General features: G+C 41.3%; 10 protein-coding genes. 9 read left to right on the plus strand and 1 reads right to left on the minus strand.

What is annotated here, in order from left to right:
* Positions 1-150 precede the first annotated feature (150 nt).
* Complete coding sequence (locus tag ACGHVY_RS24000) at positions 151-1701, plus strand: sulfatase-like hydrolase/transferase (protein ID WP_390602013.1); 1551 nt, start codon at positions 151-153, stop codon at positions 1699-1701.
* Positions 1702-1740: 39 nt separating this feature from the next.
* Here the strand turns inward: ACGHVY_RS24000 and ACGHVY_RS24005 are convergent, their stop codons facing one another.
* A complete protein-coding gene (locus ACGHVY_RS24005; RefSeq protein ID WP_390602014.1) occupies positions 1741-2307 on the minus strand; it encodes an RNA polymerase sigma-70 factor in 567 nt (188 codons plus the stop codon).
* A 255-nt stretch (positions 2308-2562) separates the two neighbouring features.
* Between ACGHVY_RS24005 and ACGHVY_RS24010 the strand changes: the two genes are divergently transcribed.
* From ACGHVY_RS24010 to ACGHVY_RS24045, 8 genes are all read left to right on the plus strand, one after another.
* Positions 2563-3405, plus strand: a complete 843-nt coding sequence (locus ACGHVY_RS24010) for a FecR domain-containing protein (protein WP_308744041.1) — start codon at positions 2563-2565, stop codon at positions 3403-3405.
* 107 nt (positions 3406-3512) lie between these two features.
* The gene (locus ACGHVY_RS24015) at positions 3513-6890 is read left to right on the plus strand and encodes a SusC/RagA family TonB-linked outer membrane protein (RefSeq protein ID WP_390602015.1); all 3378 of its coding nucleotides are present in this window, start codon (positions 3513-3515) and stop codon (positions 6888-6890) included.
* Positions 6891-6904: 14 nt separating this feature from the next.
* Complete coding sequence (locus tag ACGHVY_RS24020) at positions 6905-8752, plus strand: RagB/SusD family nutrient uptake outer membrane protein (protein ID WP_390602016.1); 1848 nt, start codon at positions 6905-6907, stop codon at positions 8750-8752.
* Between the two features lie 37 nt (positions 8753-8789).
* On the plus strand, positions 8790-10124 hold the full coding sequence (locus tag ACGHVY_RS24025; protein ID WP_390602017.1) for a BT_3987 domain-containing protein: 1335 nt from the start codon (positions 8790-8792) through the stop codon (positions 10122-10124).
* Between the two features lie 72 nt (positions 10125-10196).
* Entirely contained in the window at positions 10197-12992 is a 2796-nt protein-coding gene (locus ACGHVY_RS24030; protein WP_390602018.1) for a M60 family metallopeptidase, read from the plus strand.
* A 14-nt stretch (positions 12993-13006) separates the two neighbouring features.
* Positions 13007-14161, plus strand: a complete 1155-nt coding sequence (locus ACGHVY_RS24035; protein WP_390602019.1) for a metallophosphoesterase — start codon at positions 13007-13009, stop codon at positions 14159-14161.
* Between the two features lie 226 nt (positions 14162-14387).
* Positions 14388-18272 (plus strand): TIM-barrel domain-containing protein, encoded by a 3885-nt coding sequence (locus ACGHVY_RS24040; RefSeq protein WP_390602020.1) that lies wholly within the window; start codon positions 14388-14390, stop codon positions 18270-18272.
* A gap of 260 nt (positions 18273-18532) precedes the next feature.
* The gene (locus ACGHVY_RS24045; protein ID WP_308744034.1) at positions 18533-19351 is read left to right on the plus strand and encodes a hypothetical protein; all 819 of its coding nucleotides are present in this window, start codon (positions 18533-18535) and stop codon (positions 19349-19351) included.
* Positions 19352-19516: the final 165 nt, after the last annotated feature.

A 19516-nucleotide genomic window follows, 5' to 3' on the forward strand; every position in this document is an offset into this window, starting at 1 on the left:
GAATTGAAAATACAAACAAAACAGCTTTATCAATTAGGATGGTATGTTTTATCAATAATATATGATTGGTAAAATAAAAAAGACTTTTTAGGTAGGGTATTGAAAGATTGATATGGTATTTATATATAAGATAGAATAAGTCTGATAAACATGAAAAACTTGAATTTGACTCTTTTCACATTAGCGGGAATCTCTTCGATACCTGCCACGCTATTCGCCGGACAAGCACAACCGGAGAAAAAGCCGGTTGACAAACAACAGCCGAACATAATTCTGATTGTAGCCGATGACCTCGGATATGGTGACCTGAGTTGCTACGGTGCTCATCGCATTTCTACACCGGGTATGGACCGCATAGCAAACGAAGGAATCCGCTTTACGCAGGGATTCTGTACGGCAGCTACTTCCACCCCCAGCCGTTATTCCGTTATGACCGGACTATATCCGTGGACGAATACGGAAGCAAAAATCCTTCCGGGCAATGCAGCATTGATTATTGATACGAAAAAGATAACCTTGCCTAAACTGATGAAGCAGGCAGGCTATGCTACCGGCTCCGTCGGAAAATGGCATATCGGACTGGGAGACGGTAATGTAGACTGGAATAAAGATGTCCATCCCGGAGCAGCCGAAATCGGATATGATTATTCATTTATTCAGGCAGCTACCAATGACCGTGTTCCATGCGTCTTCCTTGAAAACGGACGTGTAGTGGGACTCGACCCCAATGACCCGCTTTATGTGGATTACCGTAAGAACTTCTCCGGTGAACCTACCGGAAAGAATAACCCTGAATTGCTCCGGATGCATCCGAGTGTAGGGCATGCCGGTTCGATAGTAAACGGTGTTCCCCGTATCGGATTTCAAAAAGGCGGTAAGGCGGCACAATGGAAAGATGAAGAAATGGCGGAGCTATTCCTAGATAAAGCCAAGCAGTTTGTCAACGACCATCAAAATGCTCCTTTCTTTCTCTATTACGGACTGCACCAGCCACACGTGCCCCGTGTTCCGAATGAACGTTTTGTCGGTAAATCGGGTATGGGACCTCGTGGAGACGTAATCCTTGAAGCTGACTGGTGCGTGACCGAATTCCTTAATGAACTGGATAAACTGGGATTGGCAGAAAATACAATCGTAGTATTGACCAGTGACAATGGTCCGGTACTTGATGACGGATATAAGGATGATGCAGTGGAGTTGGTAGGCGATCATAAGATAGCAGGTCCGCTTCGTGGTGGAAAAACAAGTATGTTTGATGGTGGTACACGTATTCCTTTCATGCTTCGTTGGCCGGCAGCAGTGAAACCGCAGGTATCCGATGTCTTTGTATGCCAGATGGACTTGCTTGCTTCTTTTGCTTCTTTGTTGGGACAAACTTATTCGGATAAACTGGATAGCGAGAATACATTGGACGCTTTCTTGGGAAAGAGCAAGAAAGGACGTGAAGAACTGGTCATCGAAGGTATGTTCAATTATGCATACCGTCAGGGAGATTGGGCGTTGATTCCACCTTATTATAATCCTTACAGTAAAGAAGATGGTGAATTTATCGGTCTGGGGTATGGTTATAAGCTCTATAACCTGAAGAAGGATATCGGGCAACAAGAAAATCTGGTAGATAAATATCCGAAAAGACTGGGTGAAATGATTAACCGTTTCGAATATTTGAAATCAACAACAAATAAAGTGACACGATATTAATTTTTTAGGGTGTGGGTTTATTTTAAATCCACACCTTCATCAGCAAAATGCAAAAAAGATAAACATTAATTTGACATTACTTTTTAAGTATTTAAGTGACTTGCTGATACTGTGTTCCACAGTTTTAATACTGATGCCAAGTTTATCGGCAATCTCCTGATAACTAAGATTTTCTTCACGACTAAGGAGAAATATTTCCTTTTGCCTGGGAGGAAGTGCATTAATAAGTAGTTGCAGGTATTCCTTTAATTCATTGGCATATATATCCTCTTCAATTTCATAAAAAGTCTCTATATTAGTTTCGCTGAAAGCTCTAAGTACAGATATCTTATAAGAATTTTCATTGAAACTTCGTTTGAAGGAGTTAAATACAATATTGCGGGTAATAATAAATAAGAATCCTTTAAAATTTTCATCTTCTTTGAGAAGAGCCCGACTTTCCCAAAGTTTAATAAAGACTTGCTGAACTATTTCTTTGGAATCATCAATGGAATTGATGTATAACCGTGTGAAGTTGTACATTGCATTCCAGTATTGTTGGTAGAGAAAAGAAAATGCTTCGTGACTACCATTTTTTAGTTGTAATATTGCTTCTTTTTCGTTCATTAGCAACAATAAGTAATAGATTCCGTTTGTTGCAAAGATAGAGAAATAAATGATAATATATATTTTTTTGAAAATAAATTAGATTTAAGAGGGGGGCAGATGTAGTTTGATTGTATTTATAATAAAGAGCAAAATAATACTCATTCATAAATCGAATGTAAAATGGGAAGTTTGAAGTCATTAGAACTTATTAAAAAATTGTTTTCCGGAAATATGAAACCTTCAGAAAGAGTTTTATTGTCGGAGGAAGAGCCGATGAAACAATTCTTGTGGAAACAATTAGAGCAAAAGTCTAGTACTTATCTGACAGATAAAGTTGATCCTTCGGAGATGTGGGCGCGGATAGTCGCTGCATGCTGGGAAGAAAATAAGATAGCAGAGCGTAGAGCTAGAAAAATTCGTCTTTATTATCTTTCTGCTGCTGTCATTGCTCTTTTATTGGTTAGCACCTGGACTGTGAATTATTTGACTGACTCTTATATAAAAGTGATAGCTCCCGCTAATCAGAAAATAGCATTAACACTGCCTGATAGCTCTAAGGTGTGGCTGAATGCAGGAAGTACGATTCGTTATCGAAAAGATTTTCGTGATGAACGTAAGATATTGTTGGAAGGAGAGGCATTTTTCGATGTAGAAAAGTTACCGTCACATCCTTTTAGAGTTCTTTTCAATGATGCTTGTGTAGAAGTAAAGGGCACGGAGTTCAATATCAGGTCGAATATGACTGTGGCAGAAATAACATTGTATTCCGGACGAATTGATTTTCAGCCGGAAGGCAAAGAAAATATTGCAATGAAACCATTGGAACGTATTATCTATACAGTAAAAGGACAGAAGGTGAAACAGGAAACTGTCAATACCGAATATGATTGGCGAAGTGATGAATATCGTTTTGTGGATAAGCCGATGGATGAACTGGTTGATTTTATCAATAACTATTATAAAGTTCATTTAGAAATAGAAGATTCATTGTACAAGACCTATTTGTTTTCCGGAAATATAGCGAAAACGGAGAAGTTGACCGATGTACTGGAAAAGATTTGTTTGATTATGGAAATGAACTTCAAGCAAAAGGGAGACACAATAATATTGTATTAACACGTATAAAAATCAACGAAATAAAATAGTCATAAAGTGCTGCAGAACCGATCGACTATTGACCTTTCTAACTTTAATTATTTTTTCGAATCTAAGTTAAATTTAATATGAAAATCTTATGTCTAAGAGGATGGCATTGGAGAAGTATACTCCTTCTTCTATTGCTATATCCCACTATGGTTTGTGCCAGCCAAGAGAAAATCACAGTAAAGGGTCAGTCGGTAACGCTACGGCAGGTTATCCGTATTATAGAGAAAAATAGTGATTATACATTTTTCTTTAAAGCCAATGACGTAGACGGGCAAGTCGCAAAGAATCTGAATTGCGAAGGAACGGTTCAGGAAGTATTGGATGTGGCTCTTAAAGGAACAAGCCTGAAATATGTAATTAAGAATAATCAGATTCTTCTGGTTCCTAGTAAAACAGAAGAAAAGAAAACCGAATCACAGTCTACTCAACAAAAAAAACAACGAGTTATTACCGGTACTATTATTTCGGGTGAGGATAATCAACCCATTATCGGTGCTAATGTCTGGTTGAAAAATAGTGCGATTGGTACTATCACTGATATGGATGGTAAATACACTATCAAAGTAGAAGGTTTAGGTGGAGTGCTGACATTTTCGTATATCGGAATGAAACCACAGGAAGTTTTGATTAACGATCAAAGAAACATAAATATTACATTGATGCCTGATACGGAAGTATTGGATGAGGTTGTGGTAGTGGGTTACGGAAACCAGAAGAAGGAAAGCGTGGTAGGTGCTATATCTACACTGGATATGACTAAGCTTAAAGTCCCGGGTTCGTCTATCTCGAATGTTTTGGCAGGGCAGCTCGCAGGTGTGGTTGCCATTAGCCGTTCCGGTGAACCGGGAAAAGCTAGTGCAGCAGAGTTCTTTATCCGTGGTGTGTCTTCTTTCAAAGGATCGGCTACTCCGTTGGTTCTGGTGGATGGCATCGAACGGGAACTGGATTTGGTGGATACCGATGATATTGCTTCTTTCTCTATTCTGAAAGATGCTTCTGCTTCTGCCGTATACGGTGTGCGTGGTGCGAATGGAGTAATCATCATCACGACGAAGAAAGGTTCGGAAGGAAGGCCGAAAATTAATGCACGTGCGGAGTTTGGAGTCACTTCGCCGACAAAGATGGTTGACTTTGTAAATTCAGCTCAATGGGCAGAATTGTATAATGAGGCGAAAGGAATGGAATATTACACTCCTGACGATATTCGCAAATATCGTGATGGCTCTGATCCGGATTTATTTCCGAATGTGAATTGGGCGGATGAGTTGTATCGGAATACGGCTACGAATCAACGTGTCAATTTGAGTATTAGCGGTGGTGGTGATATTTGTAAATATTACGTTTCCGGTTCGTTCTATAATGAAGGCTCTATATTCAAAAACGTGCAGGATAAATATGACTACAACTCTTCTATCAATTATAATAAGTTTAATTTCCGTGCTAATATGGATTTCTCGCTTACGCGAAGTACGGTATTGAATATCAATCTTGCTAATATTTACGAAAAAGCTTTTGCTCCGGGAGCGAAGAAGAGTGATATTTGGGGATATACGTTTTCAACCTCACCTAATGCTTTCCCGGTAGAATATTCAAATGGTAAACTCTCGTCTCCATCTGCTAACTCTGGAAATAATCCTTGGAACTTATTGGTACATTCCGGCTATCAGGAACAATTTTGGAATTCAGCCCAGTCATTGATTGGTTTGACGCAGGATTTAGGTGATTTAGTCACTAAAGGTCTGACAGCTAATGTCAAGTTCTCGTGGGATGCATTTAATACTTCCACCCAAAAGCGCACAAAGAATCCTACTCGTTACCATGCTCAGGGACGTGACCCTGAAACGGGGGAATTGATAATGGGCTCCCCAGTTGCTACCGGCAGTGATGAATTGGCTTATAGCAGAGAGTCAGAAGCCAAAATGACAACTTACTTAGAAGCTTCGTTGAATTATAACCGGGTGTTTGCACAAAAACATCGTGTGGGGGTTTTGTTCTTATACAACCATAAGTTATTGCGTAAATTGCAGGATAGTGATAAATTCAAATCTCTTCCTTACAAGAACCAGGGAATTGCAGGACGTGTGACGTATGCTTTCAAAGATACGTATATGGGCGAATTTAACATGGGATATAACGGTTCGGAGAATTTTGCACCAGGACATCGGTTCGGCTTTTTTCCGGCTGTTGCCGTAGGATGGGTGGTTTCCAATGAAAGTTGGTTTGAACCTGCGGTGAAAGTGGTTGATTTCTTGAAATTCAAGTTCTCTCATGGTTTGGTAGGTAACGACCAGATTGGTAACGACAGTCGTCGTTGGATTTACGAACCTACTATTGTAAGTGGTGCCTCATGGGGATATGGTGCTACAGGAAATAACGGAGGAACTTCTAGCCTTCGTATTGGAGAAGTAGAAAATCTGAATGTAAGCTGGGAAGAAGCACGTAAGACAAATGTAGGTGTAGAGTTCTCATTGTTTGGAAAGTTAAAGGTACAAGCTGATTATTTTTATGAAAAACGTACCGGAATATTTATACAACGCGAGGGATTGCCGGATATTGCAGGTGTAAGTTCTAAACCGTATGTCAATTTAGGATCTACCTTGAATAGAGGTTTCGACGGTTCTATGGAATATGCTCAACAAGTGGGACAAGTTTTCCTGACAGCAAGAGCTAATTTCACCTATAATAGAAATAAGGTGCTTGATAACGACCAACCTGCAAAGGAATATGCTTATCAGGAATATATCGGTAAGTCTTTCGGGAAGAATAGCAGTTATCAGCCTTTTGGATTAGTTGCTTTAGGGTTGTTCCAAAGCCAGGAGGAAATAGACGAAAGTCCCGTACAAACATTTGGAGAGTATCGTGTAGGTGATGTGAAATATCAGGATATAAATGGCGATGGTAAAATTGATACGTATGATAGAGTTGCTTTGGGATATACCAATTTGCCGGAGATGATTTATGGCTTTGGTGTGACAGCACAATGGAAGGATTGGGATATTAATGTGTTCTTTCAGGGAGTGGGACATACTTCTATTTTTACGAGTGGAGGTACGATGCGTCCGTTCACTAGCGGAAATTTAGAACGTTCTGCCATCAATGCTGATTTGTATGATAAAGTGTGGAAAACTACTAATACTCCCGAACAGAATGCAAATGCGATTTATCCACGTCTGAGTATGCAAAATGGTCCGGGGTCTTCAAATAATAACCAGACTTCTACTTTAACTATGAATAATGGACGTTTCTTACGTTTGAAGAATTTTGAAATGGGATATACTTTACCTAAATCAATTTTAAATAGGACATTTATCAAGTCGCTTCGTTTCTATGTGTCCGGCAACAATTTGTTGACATTTAGTAAATTCAAACTTTGGGACCCTGAAAAGGGTGGAGGTGATGGTTCCGGTTATCCCCCTCTGCGTGTCGTTTCTTTTGGTTTAAATGCTAATTTCTAAATCTAATTATAAAGATGAAAAAGTTATATATAGCAGCATGTTTTTGTCTGGCGTTGATGAATACTTCGTGTGATAGCTTCCTTGATAAACAGGAAGATGAAGCTCTTACCTTCGATAAAATATGGAATACTCGTGAAAATACGGAAAAATATTGGCGTAATGCAATGTCATTCCTTCCCGATGATGCAGGAGACTGGTCGTATGCTCCCTGGCATGCAGCTACTGACGAGGCTATTCTTGCCTGGACACGTGATTCGGAGAAGATAAATGCCGGTTCCTGGAATCCTTCCAATGTTCCTTATTATGAAATGAATCATTATTATAAAGGAATACGTGAATGTAATATCTTTCTGCAAAATGTGGACCGTTGTACCGATCCGATTGCAACTGAAGATATGAAGGCTATGTGGAAAGCACAAACTCATTTTGCCAGAGCCTATTATTATTTTATGATGATGCGGATATATGGTCCGGTATTTTTGATTGGCGACGAGATAATGGATGCTACAGCATCTACGGAAGCATTGGCTCGCCCGCGAAATACGTGGGATGAATGTGTCTCCTATGTGGTAAGCGAAATGATTGCTCTGATTGAAAATCCGATTGTGACAGATGGTTGGAAAAGTGACTCGGACAAAGGGCTGGCAACCAAAGGAGCTTGTCAAGCTGTGATTTCCCGTCTGAGATTATATTGTGCACGCGATTTATTTAATGGAAACCAACTATATGCATCAGTTAAGAATCCTGATGGAACACCTCTGTTTCCATTGCAATATGATAACAGTAAATGGTTGGAGGCTGCCAAAGCTGCTCGTGTATTAATTGATAATCCACTTTATAAACTATATCGGGGAGATGACAATGATCCTTACGAAAACTATTTTGATGTACTTTGGAAAACTTGGAATAGTGAACTTATATGGACTACTGGCTATAAAGGTGGATATAACATAGGGGTACATACAGCTCCGGGAGCTATTGGTGGCACTGCTTATGGAGGATGTTCCGTTACGCAGCAACAAGTAGATGCATACGCTATGAAAAATGGTTTATATCCTATTTCCGGTTATGATAATGACGGTAAACCCTTCGTTAACCCGGAATCCGGCTATGAAGATGCTGGATTGAGTGCCTGGACTTATCCGAATTGGTTGGGAGCTTCTGCGCCTTCGGGGGCAAAGATGCCGAATATGTTCAAAGATAGAGAACCTCGTTTTTATGTTTCGATATTTTTCAGCGGGCTTGAATGGAAATTTGGTTCCTCAAAGAAAAAGATATCTTTAGCCGATGGCGGTAACTCTGCTGTTTCGCACGACCGTAGCCGTGCTGGTTATTTAATGGCACGTTTTTATGACCATCGTTCCAATTCTGCAACCAATCAGTGGGGCAACTTGACTTATCCTACATTCCGCTTGGGTGAGATATATCTGAATTATATTGAATCAGTGTTGGAGTGTAAGAAACGGGGTGTAATAATGCCGGCTGATTATGAAAGTAAAGCAATGGAATGTTGGGCTGATTTACGTGATCGTGTGGGTTTACCTTCTATTGTAAGTGTCTATCCCAATGCAGATGTAGATAAGTTGATTGAGCTCTGCCGTCAGGAACGTCGTATAGAGTTGGCATTCGAAGGACACCGTTATTTTGATACGCGTACATGGATGATTGCCAAGACAACGGATGCAGGACCTGTTTGGGGAATGAATGTAAATGCAAAAACGTCTGGTGATGTTACTCCTGATGAATTTTGGGAAAGAACAGTTGTAGATACGAGGATATTCAAGGATAATTTTTATCTCTATCCTTTTTCACAATCAGAGAAAGAGAGGAATACGATGCTTGTTCAGAATTATGGCTGGTAGGTAACCAATGAGTTGTATAATGTATAAAATGAAGGATATGAAGAAACAAATCATATTAATGTCTCTCCTGCTCGGATTAACTTTCGGTGCATGTGAGGATAATAAGGAACAATATTTAGACCAATATAGCACGATTACCTATTTCCGAAATAGTGGAGTCGATGAATTAACGCTCTATAAAACCGGAGTTGATACGGATTATAGTATAATTATCAACAAGGCCGGTTCAAACCTGAATACGGCTACTTCGGTCAATATGCTAGTGATGAACGAAATAGAACTGAACTATTATAATAACCGCAATTCTACTAATTATGAAATATTGCCTACTGATTGTTATCAGATAAACGGTGAAACAGCATTAAACTTTGAACCGGGTGAGACTTCCAAAAAAGTAGGTGTTGTGTTTAAAACAAATACAATTGACGAATTGATGACTGCTCATCTGAATCAGGAATATGTTCTCCCGTTGCAGTTGGTTGAATCTGCCGATTCCATTAATTCTCAAAAGAAGATGTTGTTGATACAGCCCAAAGTTTTAATTCCTACGATATCATTTAGGAAGAAAGGTATGGAAGAGATTGTATATGGTGGTGATGGCACAGATGTGTTTACCTATTCTTACATAGTAGGAATGTCTTTGAAAAATCAATGGACTTTTGATTGTACGATAGATATAGATGAAGAAGCGCTTGAGGCATATAATGAAAAGAACGGAACCGACTACGAATTACTGAGCAAAGATGTTTATGAAATGCCGACTACGTTGACGTTTGTTCCTGGAGCTAACGATATACAGTTGAATGTTAAAATTGATTATTCCAAACTGATTTGTGGTACGTATGCGTTACCGTTTAAATTGTTGTCGGTATCTAATGCAAATTTTGTAGTGGATGAAACTCCTTGTATTTTGGGAATAATATATAAAGCACCTAGAGTTGACCTGACTGTAGATATGCTTTATTGTAATCGTCCACAGAGTGGTTCTGAAGGAAACCTGGCAAACTTGTTGGACGATAATGTCAAGACCTATTTCCATTCGTCATACAATGCAGTCGACCGTATATTTGACCATTATTTGCAAATTGACCTGAAAGAGCCGGTTCGAGCATTCCAGTACAGTTATACGACTCGTGATTCCAGCGGAAATGGTAACCCAATCGGAACAGTGGTAAAAGTGAGTGAGGATGGAGTGAATTTCATTGAAGTGGCACATATTACGCAAGGATTACCGACTGACAAAGCTGCGGAATATTTGTCTCCGATTTTAAAATCAGATACTCCGGTGAGATACATTCGTTTGGAAAACGATGGAGCATTAAACGGTAGACCCTATTTCGTATTCAGCGAATTCTCATTCTATGGCAAGTAAACAGTTTATTTCCACAGGTGTCCTATACACCTGTGGAAATAAAAAAACTTCATATTAAAAATAGTGACTATTATGAAATTGAACTTCTTATATATTTTATGTTGCTTGTTCATTGGCTGTGCGCTTATGGTTTCCTGCACCGATGAAGAAGAAGGTGGTATTCGTGGCTTTGAAATAGCCGAAAGTGACTTAGTGCAGAATTTTACCCAAGACAAGACATTTGTAATGATACCGGTGACGACTTCGTTGCCATCTTCGGAATGGAGCATCCGTTCCGGTGCGAGTTGGTGTAGAGCTGTGCAGTCTTATGACAACTCTACCAAAGTGATTTTGCTGGAAGTAGATCAGAATGGAGAACCGGAAGTTAGAACCACTACTCTTGAAGTCAAATCTTCCATTCAGAATTATACGATTACAGTGAATCAGTTAGGATGCGGAAAAGCCATCTTGGTGAAAAAGGTAGATACACTTCCGGTAGAAGGAGGAAGTGTAAAAATAGAGGTGACAGCCAATGTGGATTATGAAGTGACCTATGCCGACGACTGTGATTGGTTGATTCCAGCAGTAGAGACTCGTGGTATGGTGGACAAAGTGCATGCTTTTACAGTGCCTATGAACGATTCGTATGAAAGCCGTTCGGTGGATGTGATGTTCACTTGTACGACGGATGCTGAAGTGCAGGCTGTCTGTGTGGTAGCACAAAAGGGTAAACTTTCCGGTACGGACGATGTCGCCGGTGATATACAGGTGCAACCCTCGGGAGTAATTGCTAATCAGGAAGCTTCGGATTGCCCTGCAAAAAACTGTATTGACAATAAGTTTGATACTCACTTTCATTCTCCATATGCCGGTGCAACTAAACTTCCTGTTGAATTAGAGTTTACTTTTGATGACACACCAGACATCGATTATTTAATCTATACTCCGCGTGGAGGAAATGGTGATTTCGGTGAATTGGATATATTCGTCATGACACAAGGTCAGTCGGATTATCAGTTACTTGGTTCCTTTGATTTTGGAAAGAAGAACGTTCCTTCTCGGGTTAATTTCTCTACCCCTTTGAAAAAGGTTACAAAAGTCATGGTATCTGTCAAATCCGGGAAAAGTAGTAACGCCAATGCTTATGTAAGTTGTGCCGAAATGCAATTCTTTAAAAGAGATAATAGTTTGGAAGCTCAACTACAGACTGTATTTACAGATGTAACTTGCTCCGAACTCCGCCCGGATGTTACCAAAGAAATGATTGACGCATTGCCAGGGTATTTTGCCAACATCGGTTTCCTGCTTAAAAATAATACCTATGATGAATGGGAAAAGAAATTCCGTATCCATGATTATGAACCTTATAGCGATGTGGAAGTATGGGCAAGTAATCTGATGACCAAGAAATATAGCAATCTGGATAATCCGACAGGTATCTATGCCAATGCTGGTGAATCTCTTATTGTATTGGTGGGTGATACTCATGGGCAGACTGTCTCTTTACAGGCTATCCCCGATAGAGAAAGCAAAGGAGATGTATATCCGTTGGTTACAGGAGTCAATAAGATAGCTATCAAGCAGACAGGTATGTTGTTTTTGATGTACACGGCAGATTTGTCGAATTCGAAAGCCCGTCCTATTCGCGTTCATATTCCGCCACAATGTGGTCATGTCGATGGTTTCTATGATTTGAAGGAAGATAAGACAGACGAAGAATATGTTAAGTTGCTTTCCAAAGCAAACTATAAATACTTCTGTGTGCGTGGTGAAAAGATTATTTTCTATTTCCATACTACTTCCTACCGACAGATAATGCCCAATTCCGTTTTACCTACCATTAATTTATGGGATAACGTGATTTCTTGGGAGCAGGAGTTGATGGGTATTGACGATGTGCGTCCCAGCCAGGTGAACAATCATATTTTCGCCATCTCGCTGGACGCCGATGACGATGGCTACATGTGGGCAAGCGATTACCGCATAGCCTTTAAATATACCACGTTGGATCGCCTGCTGGATTATAATAAAGTAATGGCAAGCAAAGGTAATGTCTGGGGACCGGCACATGAAGTGGGGCATATACATCAATCGGCCATCAACTGGCCAATCTGTACGGAGGCTTCCAATAACCTGTTTTCCAACTTTGTGATGCATAAACTTGGAGAACCTTGTTCGCGTGGTAAAGAATTGAGCCTCCTGGCCACTCAACATTGTGTAAATAATGATAGCTGGGTAGATGTGGACAATGAATTGAAGATGCGTCTCTATTGGCAGCTGTGGAATTACTTCCATCGCTGTGAGTACATGCCGGACTTCTGGCAGAAAATGTTTAAGGAACTCCGTACCAACCGTCTGACGGCAGCGAATCCGGGACTTGCTCAGATGCAATTTGTGAAAGCCGTTTGCAAGGTTGCCAACATGAACTTGACTGATTTCTTCGAGACATGGGGATTTTTCACGCCTATCAATCGGGAAATAGAACAGTATGGCAATTACCGATATACAGTGACAACTACGATGATTGGTGAAACGAAAGCTGCTATTAAGGACTATCCTGCTCCGGCACATGCTATTCAGTATATCGAAGATCGTAGACAGAGTGATGTCGGTAGTAACAATTATAAGGTAGGAGATATTGGCCATTATTCAGCTTTTAAAGACAATCGGAAAATAACCAAGAAGGTCACTTACTCGAAGGTTGGCAATACCATTATGATTCAGAACGGCGAAGAAGCGGTTGCTTTTGAACTGAAAAGAGGAGATAACGTGTTATACTTCTCCAATTTCTTCAACTTCGATCTTCCGGAATCCATCACATTAGGAGAAACCGAGCATATATTTGCTGTGCAGGCCGATGGTACTAGAATAGAAGCGACAGCTAAATAAAAAGATTACCTGTAATGAAAAGAAACTTATTATTCATTTTCCTGCTCCTGACAATCATGTCGGGAGCAGCACAAAACAAGCTTCAAATATCTCACGGTCCCTATCTTCAGGAAGTCACCGGTGATGGAGCTACTTTTGTCTTTCTTACTTCCGAGAAATCATTCTCGGCCATCGAATTGAAAAAAGAAGGGACCGATACTTCTAGCCTTTATTATCATACACAGTATGGCTTTAGAGATGCCTACAATACGTTTCATTCTATTCGGATAGAGAAGTTGGAACCGGGATGTACTTATCAGTATAGGATTTGTTCTAAAGAGATGCGTTCTTTCGAACCTTACAAAGTGACGTTTGGAGATAGTATTGCTTCGCAATGGTACACATTTAAAACGATTGACCCCAAAGCGAAAGGAGGAGCTATCTTTATAACATCAGATACGCATAACAACACGAAAATGTTGGAAACTCTGCTGGAACTCTGCGATTATAAAACGTGTGATGCCTTTTTTTATGCAGGAGATGTAATGAACTATATGGCTGATGGAGAGACGCCTTTCCATGCATTTATTGATACGAGTGTGAAGCTTTTTGCCAGCTCTACGCCATTTGAAGTGGTGAGAGGCAATCATGAGACTCGTGGTAAATTGGCACGTACCTATCCTCACTTCTTCCCTAAAAAAGACGGAAAGATATACGGTTCTTATCTGTTGGGCGATATCATGGTGGTGATGATTGACTGTGGTGAAGATAAGCCGGATGATTTCTGGGTATATTCAGGATTAAACGATTTCGACAGTTATCGTACTGAGCAGGCGAAATGGTTGAAAGAATTGGTGAAAACGAAAGAATTCAAAAAGGCTAAATACCGGATTGTTATTTCACACTTCCCGATGACGAAGGGTATATATGACTATAAGGAATTGAGTCACGGCATGGACGATCTTAGTGATAAATGTCTTCCTATCCTGAATAAGGCAAAGATTGACTTGATGGTTTCCGGTCATACGCATGAGTATGCTTTTCATGAGAAGAATGCAGGCGGAAACAATTTCCCCATTTTGGTAGGTAGCAATCAAAGTGCTGCCCGACTGGATATTGCAGACGGGAAGATTAAGATAAAAGCGGTAGATAAAAACGGAAAGATATTATTAGAACGTATGTTGCAATAGGTAAATCAATGTATTGAATTCTGGTTATGTACATAAGAAAGAGGGTGTCTGAAAAGGATACCCTTTTCAGACACCCTCTCTGCTTTTTCCTTGAATAGTGAAAAAAAGTAATAAGAACAAAGAATAATTAAAAAAACGGGTATAAAGTTAGGGTAAGAGGGGATTGGCGTGTATTTATCATTGTATAACGACGACAATCTTATGTCTAATTCTAAATAAATAAAGTATGAAAAACAGTCATTCTCTTTCTTCGCGGTATTTCAGACGTATCGCATTACTATTATTGTTATTATATCCCATTTCGTTTCTTTCTATACAAGCATCCGAAAATTCAGACAGGAATGATGTTTCTTCAACAGGTATCCGGCAAACTTCAGGAATCCTTCGGGCAGAAAGGGTAAATCCGACCACAGTCGATGTGCTGTTTACAAACAATCAGCGAATGACGATCGACTTCTACGGAGAGAATATCTTCCGTGTTTTTCAGGATAACTCAGGAGGTATCATTCGTGATCCCGAAGCGAAACCTGAAGCACAAATACTCGTCGACCAGCCACGCCGCAAGGTATCCGGTCTTACGCTGGACGAAAAGGACGGCCGTATCATCCTGACTACTGGAAAAGTACGGGTTGAACTCGACAAACAGACATCCCTGATGAAAGTCTTCAACCTTCAAACAAACGTATGTGTGATCGAACAGACTGCTCCGGTGGCATTCGGTCCGAAAGAAGTGACCGTCACCCTGAAAGAACAGCCGGACGAATATTTCTACGGCGGCGGTGTACAGAACGGACGCTTCTCCCACAAGGGCAAAGTGATTGCCATCGAAAACCAGAATAGCTGGACAGATGGCGGAGTCGCTTCCCCCACCCCTTTCTATTGGTCAACAAAAGGCTATGGAATGATGTGGTACACCTTCAAGAAAGGACAATATGACTTTGGAGCAACAGAAAAAAACGTAGTGAAACTATCCCATAATTCTTCTTACCTTGATTTATTTTACATGGTCAGCGACGGAGCTGTCGCCCTGCTGAATGATTTTTACCAATTGACGGGAAATCCCGTCCTGTTGCCCAAATTCGGTTTCTACGAAGGGCATCTTAACGCCTACAACCGCGACTATTGGAAAGAGGATGAAAAAGGAATCCTCTTCGAAGACGGAAAACGTTATAAAGAAAGCCAGAAAGACAATGGCGGTATCAAAGAATCCCTGAACGGTGAAAAAAACAACTACCAGTTTTCGGCACGTGCCGTTATCGACCGCTACAAGAACTATGACATGCCTCTCGGCTGGCTGCTCCCCAACGACGGTTACGGAGCCGGTTACGGACAGACGGAAACGCTGGACGGAAACATCGCCAACCTGAAAAGCCTGGGCGAATATGCCCGCAAGAACGGAGTGGAAATCGGACTTTGGACACAGTCCGACCTGCATCCGAAAGAAGGCGTAAGCGCCTTATTACAACGTGACATCGTGAAAGAAGTACGTGACGCGGGCGTACGTGTACTGAAAACCGACGTTGCCTGGGTAGGAGCCGGATACTCCTTCGGACTGAACGGTGTAGCCGATGTAGGAAGCATCATGCCTTATTATGGAAATGATGCCCGTCCTTTCATCATCTCGCTCGACGGCTGGGCAGGCACGCAGCGTTATGCCGGAATCTGGTCGGGCGACCAGACAGGCGGCGTATGGGAATATATCCGTTTCCATATACCGACTTATATCGGTTCCGGTCTTTCCGGACAGCCCAATATCTGTTCGGATATGGACGGAATATTCGGCGGCAAGAATGAAACAGTCAATATTCGTGATTTCCAATGGAAGACATTTACCCCCATGCAGTTGAATATGGATGGCTGGGGCGCCAATGAGAAGTACCCCCATGCTTTAGGCGAACCAGCTACATCCATCAACCGAATGTACCTGAAGCTGAAATCCGAACTAATCCCCTATACATATAGTTTTGCCAAGGAAGCGGTGGACGGAATGCCGCTAATCCGTGCCATGTTCCTGGATTATCCGAGTGCATACACCTACGGACCTGCCACGCAATACCAGTTCATGTACGGAACGGATTTCCTCGTGGCTCCTGTTTATCAGAACACCAAAGCTGACGAGAAAGGGAATGATATCCGTGACGGTATCTATCTGCCCGAAGGCTTCTGGATTGATTACTTCACCGGTGAGAAGTATGAGGGCAACCGCATTCTTAACAACTTTGATACCCCCATCTGGAAACTTCCCGTATTCGTGAAGAACGGCTCTATCATCCCGATGACTCACCCCCACAACAATGTCAGCGAGATAGACCCGTCCCTGCGCATCTATGAGTTCTACCCGAATCGTCATACTGCAACAGTAGAATATGACGACGACGGAGTGACCGAAGCCTATCGCCAGGAAAAATCAGTATCCACCCTGATTGAGTCTAACGTAATCGACAAGAAAAACAATCTAACGATTACCATCCATCCGGCATCCGGCAACTTCGACGGCTTCGTGAAGGATAAGAAAACAGAACTGCGAATCAACGTCACTGAGAAACCAAAGAAACTGTCTGCCAAGATTAACGGTAAAACCGTGAAACTGATAGAAGTAAATACAGCCGGTGATTTCCTGAAAGGTGAAAACGTCTATTGGTACGAAGAAACTCCGAACTTGAATAAGTTTGCCACGAAAGGCAGCGACTTCGAGAAAGTAACCATCACAAAGAATCCGCAGGTACGTGTCAAACTGGCTGCTACCGACATCACCGCCCATCAGACCGTAGTGAATGTAGAAGGCTTCCGTTTTGAACCTGCCGACCGTTACCGTGTAAGCACCGGAGCTCTGACAGCACCGCAGAACGCACAAGTAACCGAAGAAAACCGGGAAGCATACACCTTGAAACCGACTTGGGACAAGGTAGCCAATGCCGACTTTTACGAAATCGAGTTTAACGGAATGCTCTACACGACTATCCGCAACACTTATCTTCTGTTTGAAGGACTGGAAGCCGAAACTCCTTATTCTTTCAAAGTACGTGCAGTCAACAAAGACGGCGTTTCCGATTGGGCTGAAATTCAGGTAACAACGAAAGCAAACCCATTGGAATTTGCCATCCATGATATTGAAGGTGAATCTACCGCTCCTTCACAGGGAGGATTCGGTGTCAACCGCTTGTTTGACTTGGCCGAATCAGGTGACAACTGGCATACAAAATACCGTGCTAACGCTATCCCATTGGATTTGACCATCGACCTCAAGACCGTTAACCAACTGGATAAATTCCATTACCTGCCACGCACCGATGCCGGAAACGGTACGATACTGAAAGGTTCCGTATCTTACAGTATGGATAAGGAACACTGGACGGAAGCCGGAGCATTCGACTGGAAACGCGATGGTGAAGTGAAAGTCTTTGAATTTGCCAACCATCCTACGGCACGCTATATCAAGCTCAATATAACGGCAGGTGTAGGTAACTATGCTTCCGGTCGCGAGCTTTATGTATTCAAGGTTCCGGGAACGGCCAGCTACCTGCAGGGAGATATCAACAACGACGGTAAAATCGACCGCAACGACCTGACTTCTTATATGAACTATACCGGTTTGCGCCGTGGAGATTCGGACTATGAAGGATATATCAGCAAAGGGGATATAAATATGAATGACCTGATAGACGCTTACGATATATCCGTAGTGGCCACCCAACTTGAAGGCGGTGTCGGCAGAAAAGATACGCTTAAAGTTTCGGGCTCTTTGTCAATCAGCACCCCGAAACGCCTGTATCAGAAGGATGAAATCGTAGAAATCCATGTGAAGGGTAATGACCTGAAAGCAGTGAATGCGCTCAGCTTTGCCTTACCTTACGACCAGAATGACTATGAATTCGTAGGCGTAGAACCTTTGAATATGAAAGCCATGGAAAATCTTACTTACGACCGCTTGCATACCAGTGGCGTGAAATCCCTCTATCCTACGTTTGTCAACCTGGGAAAACAGGAGTCATTGAACGGTTCGGAAGAACTGTTTATCCTGAAGTTGAAAGCGAAACGTAAAGTGAAGTTTGAATTGGTTTTGAAAGATGGAATATTGGTTGATAAGGAACTGAGAATGCATCAATTCTAGTAATAGATGCACTGTTTCTGAATAACTCATAATACTTTTCTTGTAAAATGGTTAGGGAAGCAAATAGTAGAATACGGAGATGATACTCCGAATCTACTATTTGCTTTGTTTTTTATCCGGAAAAATAAAATCAACTCTTATCCCGGTTTTGAATTAATTTCGTACTTTTACGGACGTATTAAACATATTAAAGAAGTATATAACCCCAAAATAGAAGTCTGGAGATAAACACGACCTTTGTCTCTTGTAAAAAAACAAGTATGTATCTGACAAGTATGAGCCGGGAGGAATTGTATGCCGAAGCACATAAAGACCTCATTGCAATATCGACCAAAGCGAACATGTTCATAGATAAGGTCCGTAAGAAAGCAGCGATGACGAGTCCATTTCCTGTGGCGCCCCAGCGTATGACTATCACCACCACCCGAAAAAATGTATGGACGCTGGAGGGGAGATACAATTCATATATGCATGCTTTGGCATTTCAAGCTTACGCTCCTGTCATTGGTGCTTCAAGCAATGGCTATATCCAAATAACAGGTTTCAAGTCCTCAAATATAATAATGCATTATACGGCACACTTCATGCAACGATACAAAGAGCGTTACATTGACCATTATCAAATAGACCTCAAAGGGGAAAGTTTGTTCAATTACTTTGTGTATAATAATACGGATGTCTTGTATACTCGCAAGAACAATGGCGGTTATTTCATTGTTTCCGACCATGGCATCGCTGTAGCCGAGTTCAGTGACGAACGACATCTCATGACCCATGTCACTTTTCTGGGAGATGATGAACTGACTCAGAGGAAACAGCTCATCTATGATGAAGAAATCGGAATCTACAAAGGGGTACTTGAACTGAAACGGTTAAAATTAAGAAAACAACAGGATGACATCATCACAATCTGGAATATCGCAAAGAAGCACCATGCAGGTTTTGAAATGGTGAAGCGTTGGTATGAGTGGAATGGAGTGGAAATATCCGAAGATTATCTTCACCAATGCATTGAGTGCATTGAGAAGTATCATGTGCAATCGCTTGACAAACTAGGCAAACTTATGTCACAGATTTAATAGAGTAGGAAAACTGATTTTCCTACTGTTTTCGACCTATACTCTACTCGATAATTTAATTATAATCCGTATTAAAATAGTTGTTTTCTATTTCTTTGGTTGAAAGAGTCGATATGAATCTCTCTCAATTGCCACCGTATGTTGTAATCTTACGTTTCATATAAC

The organism is Bacteroides sp. f07, from assembly GCF_042854785.1.
GTDB lineage: Bacteria > Bacteroidota > Bacteroidia > Bacteroidales > Bacteroidaceae > Bacteroides.

Excerpts from the sequence above, each read along its gene's own strand:
- ACGHVY_RS24030 (WP_390602018.1), top strand. The coding sequence starts at position 10,197 with ATGAAATTGAACTTCTTATATATTTTATGTTGCTTGTTCATTGGCTGT.
- ACGHVY_RS24045 (WP_308744034.1), top strand. The coding sequence starts at position 18,533 with ATGTATCTGACAAGTATGAGCCGGGAGGAATTGTATGCCGAAGCACAT.
- ACGHVY_RS24025 (WP_390602017.1), top strand. The coding sequence starts at position 8,790 with ATGAAGAAACAAATCATATTAATGTCTCTCCTGCTCGGATTAACTTTC.
- ACGHVY_RS24035 (WP_390602019.1), top strand. The coding sequence starts at position 13,007 with ATGAAAAGAAACTTATTATTCATTTTCCTGCTCCTGACAATCATGTCG.
- ACGHVY_RS24040 (WP_390602020.1), top strand. The coding sequence starts at position 14,388 with ATGAAAAACAGTCATTCTCTTTCTTCGCGGTATTTCAGACGTATCGCA.
- ACGHVY_RS24015 (WP_390602015.1), top strand. The coding sequence starts at position 3,513 with ATGAAAATCTTATGTCTAAGAGGATGGCATTGGAGAAGTATACTCCTT.
- ACGHVY_RS24000 (WP_390602013.1), top strand. The coding sequence starts at position 151 with ATGAAAAACTTGAATTTGACTCTTTTCACATTAGCGGGAATCTCTTCG.
- ACGHVY_RS24010 (WP_308744041.1), top strand. The coding sequence starts at position 2,563 with ATGAAACAATTCTTGTGGAAACAATTAGAGCAAAAGTCTAGTACTTAT.
- ACGHVY_RS24020 (WP_390602016.1), top strand. The coding sequence starts at position 6,905 with ATGAAAAAGTTATATATAGCAGCATGTTTTTGTCTGGCGTTGATGAAT.
- ACGHVY_RS24005 (WP_390602014.1), bottom strand. The coding sequence starts at position 2,307 with ATGAACGAAAAAGAAGCAATATTACAACTAAAAAATGGTAGTCACGAA.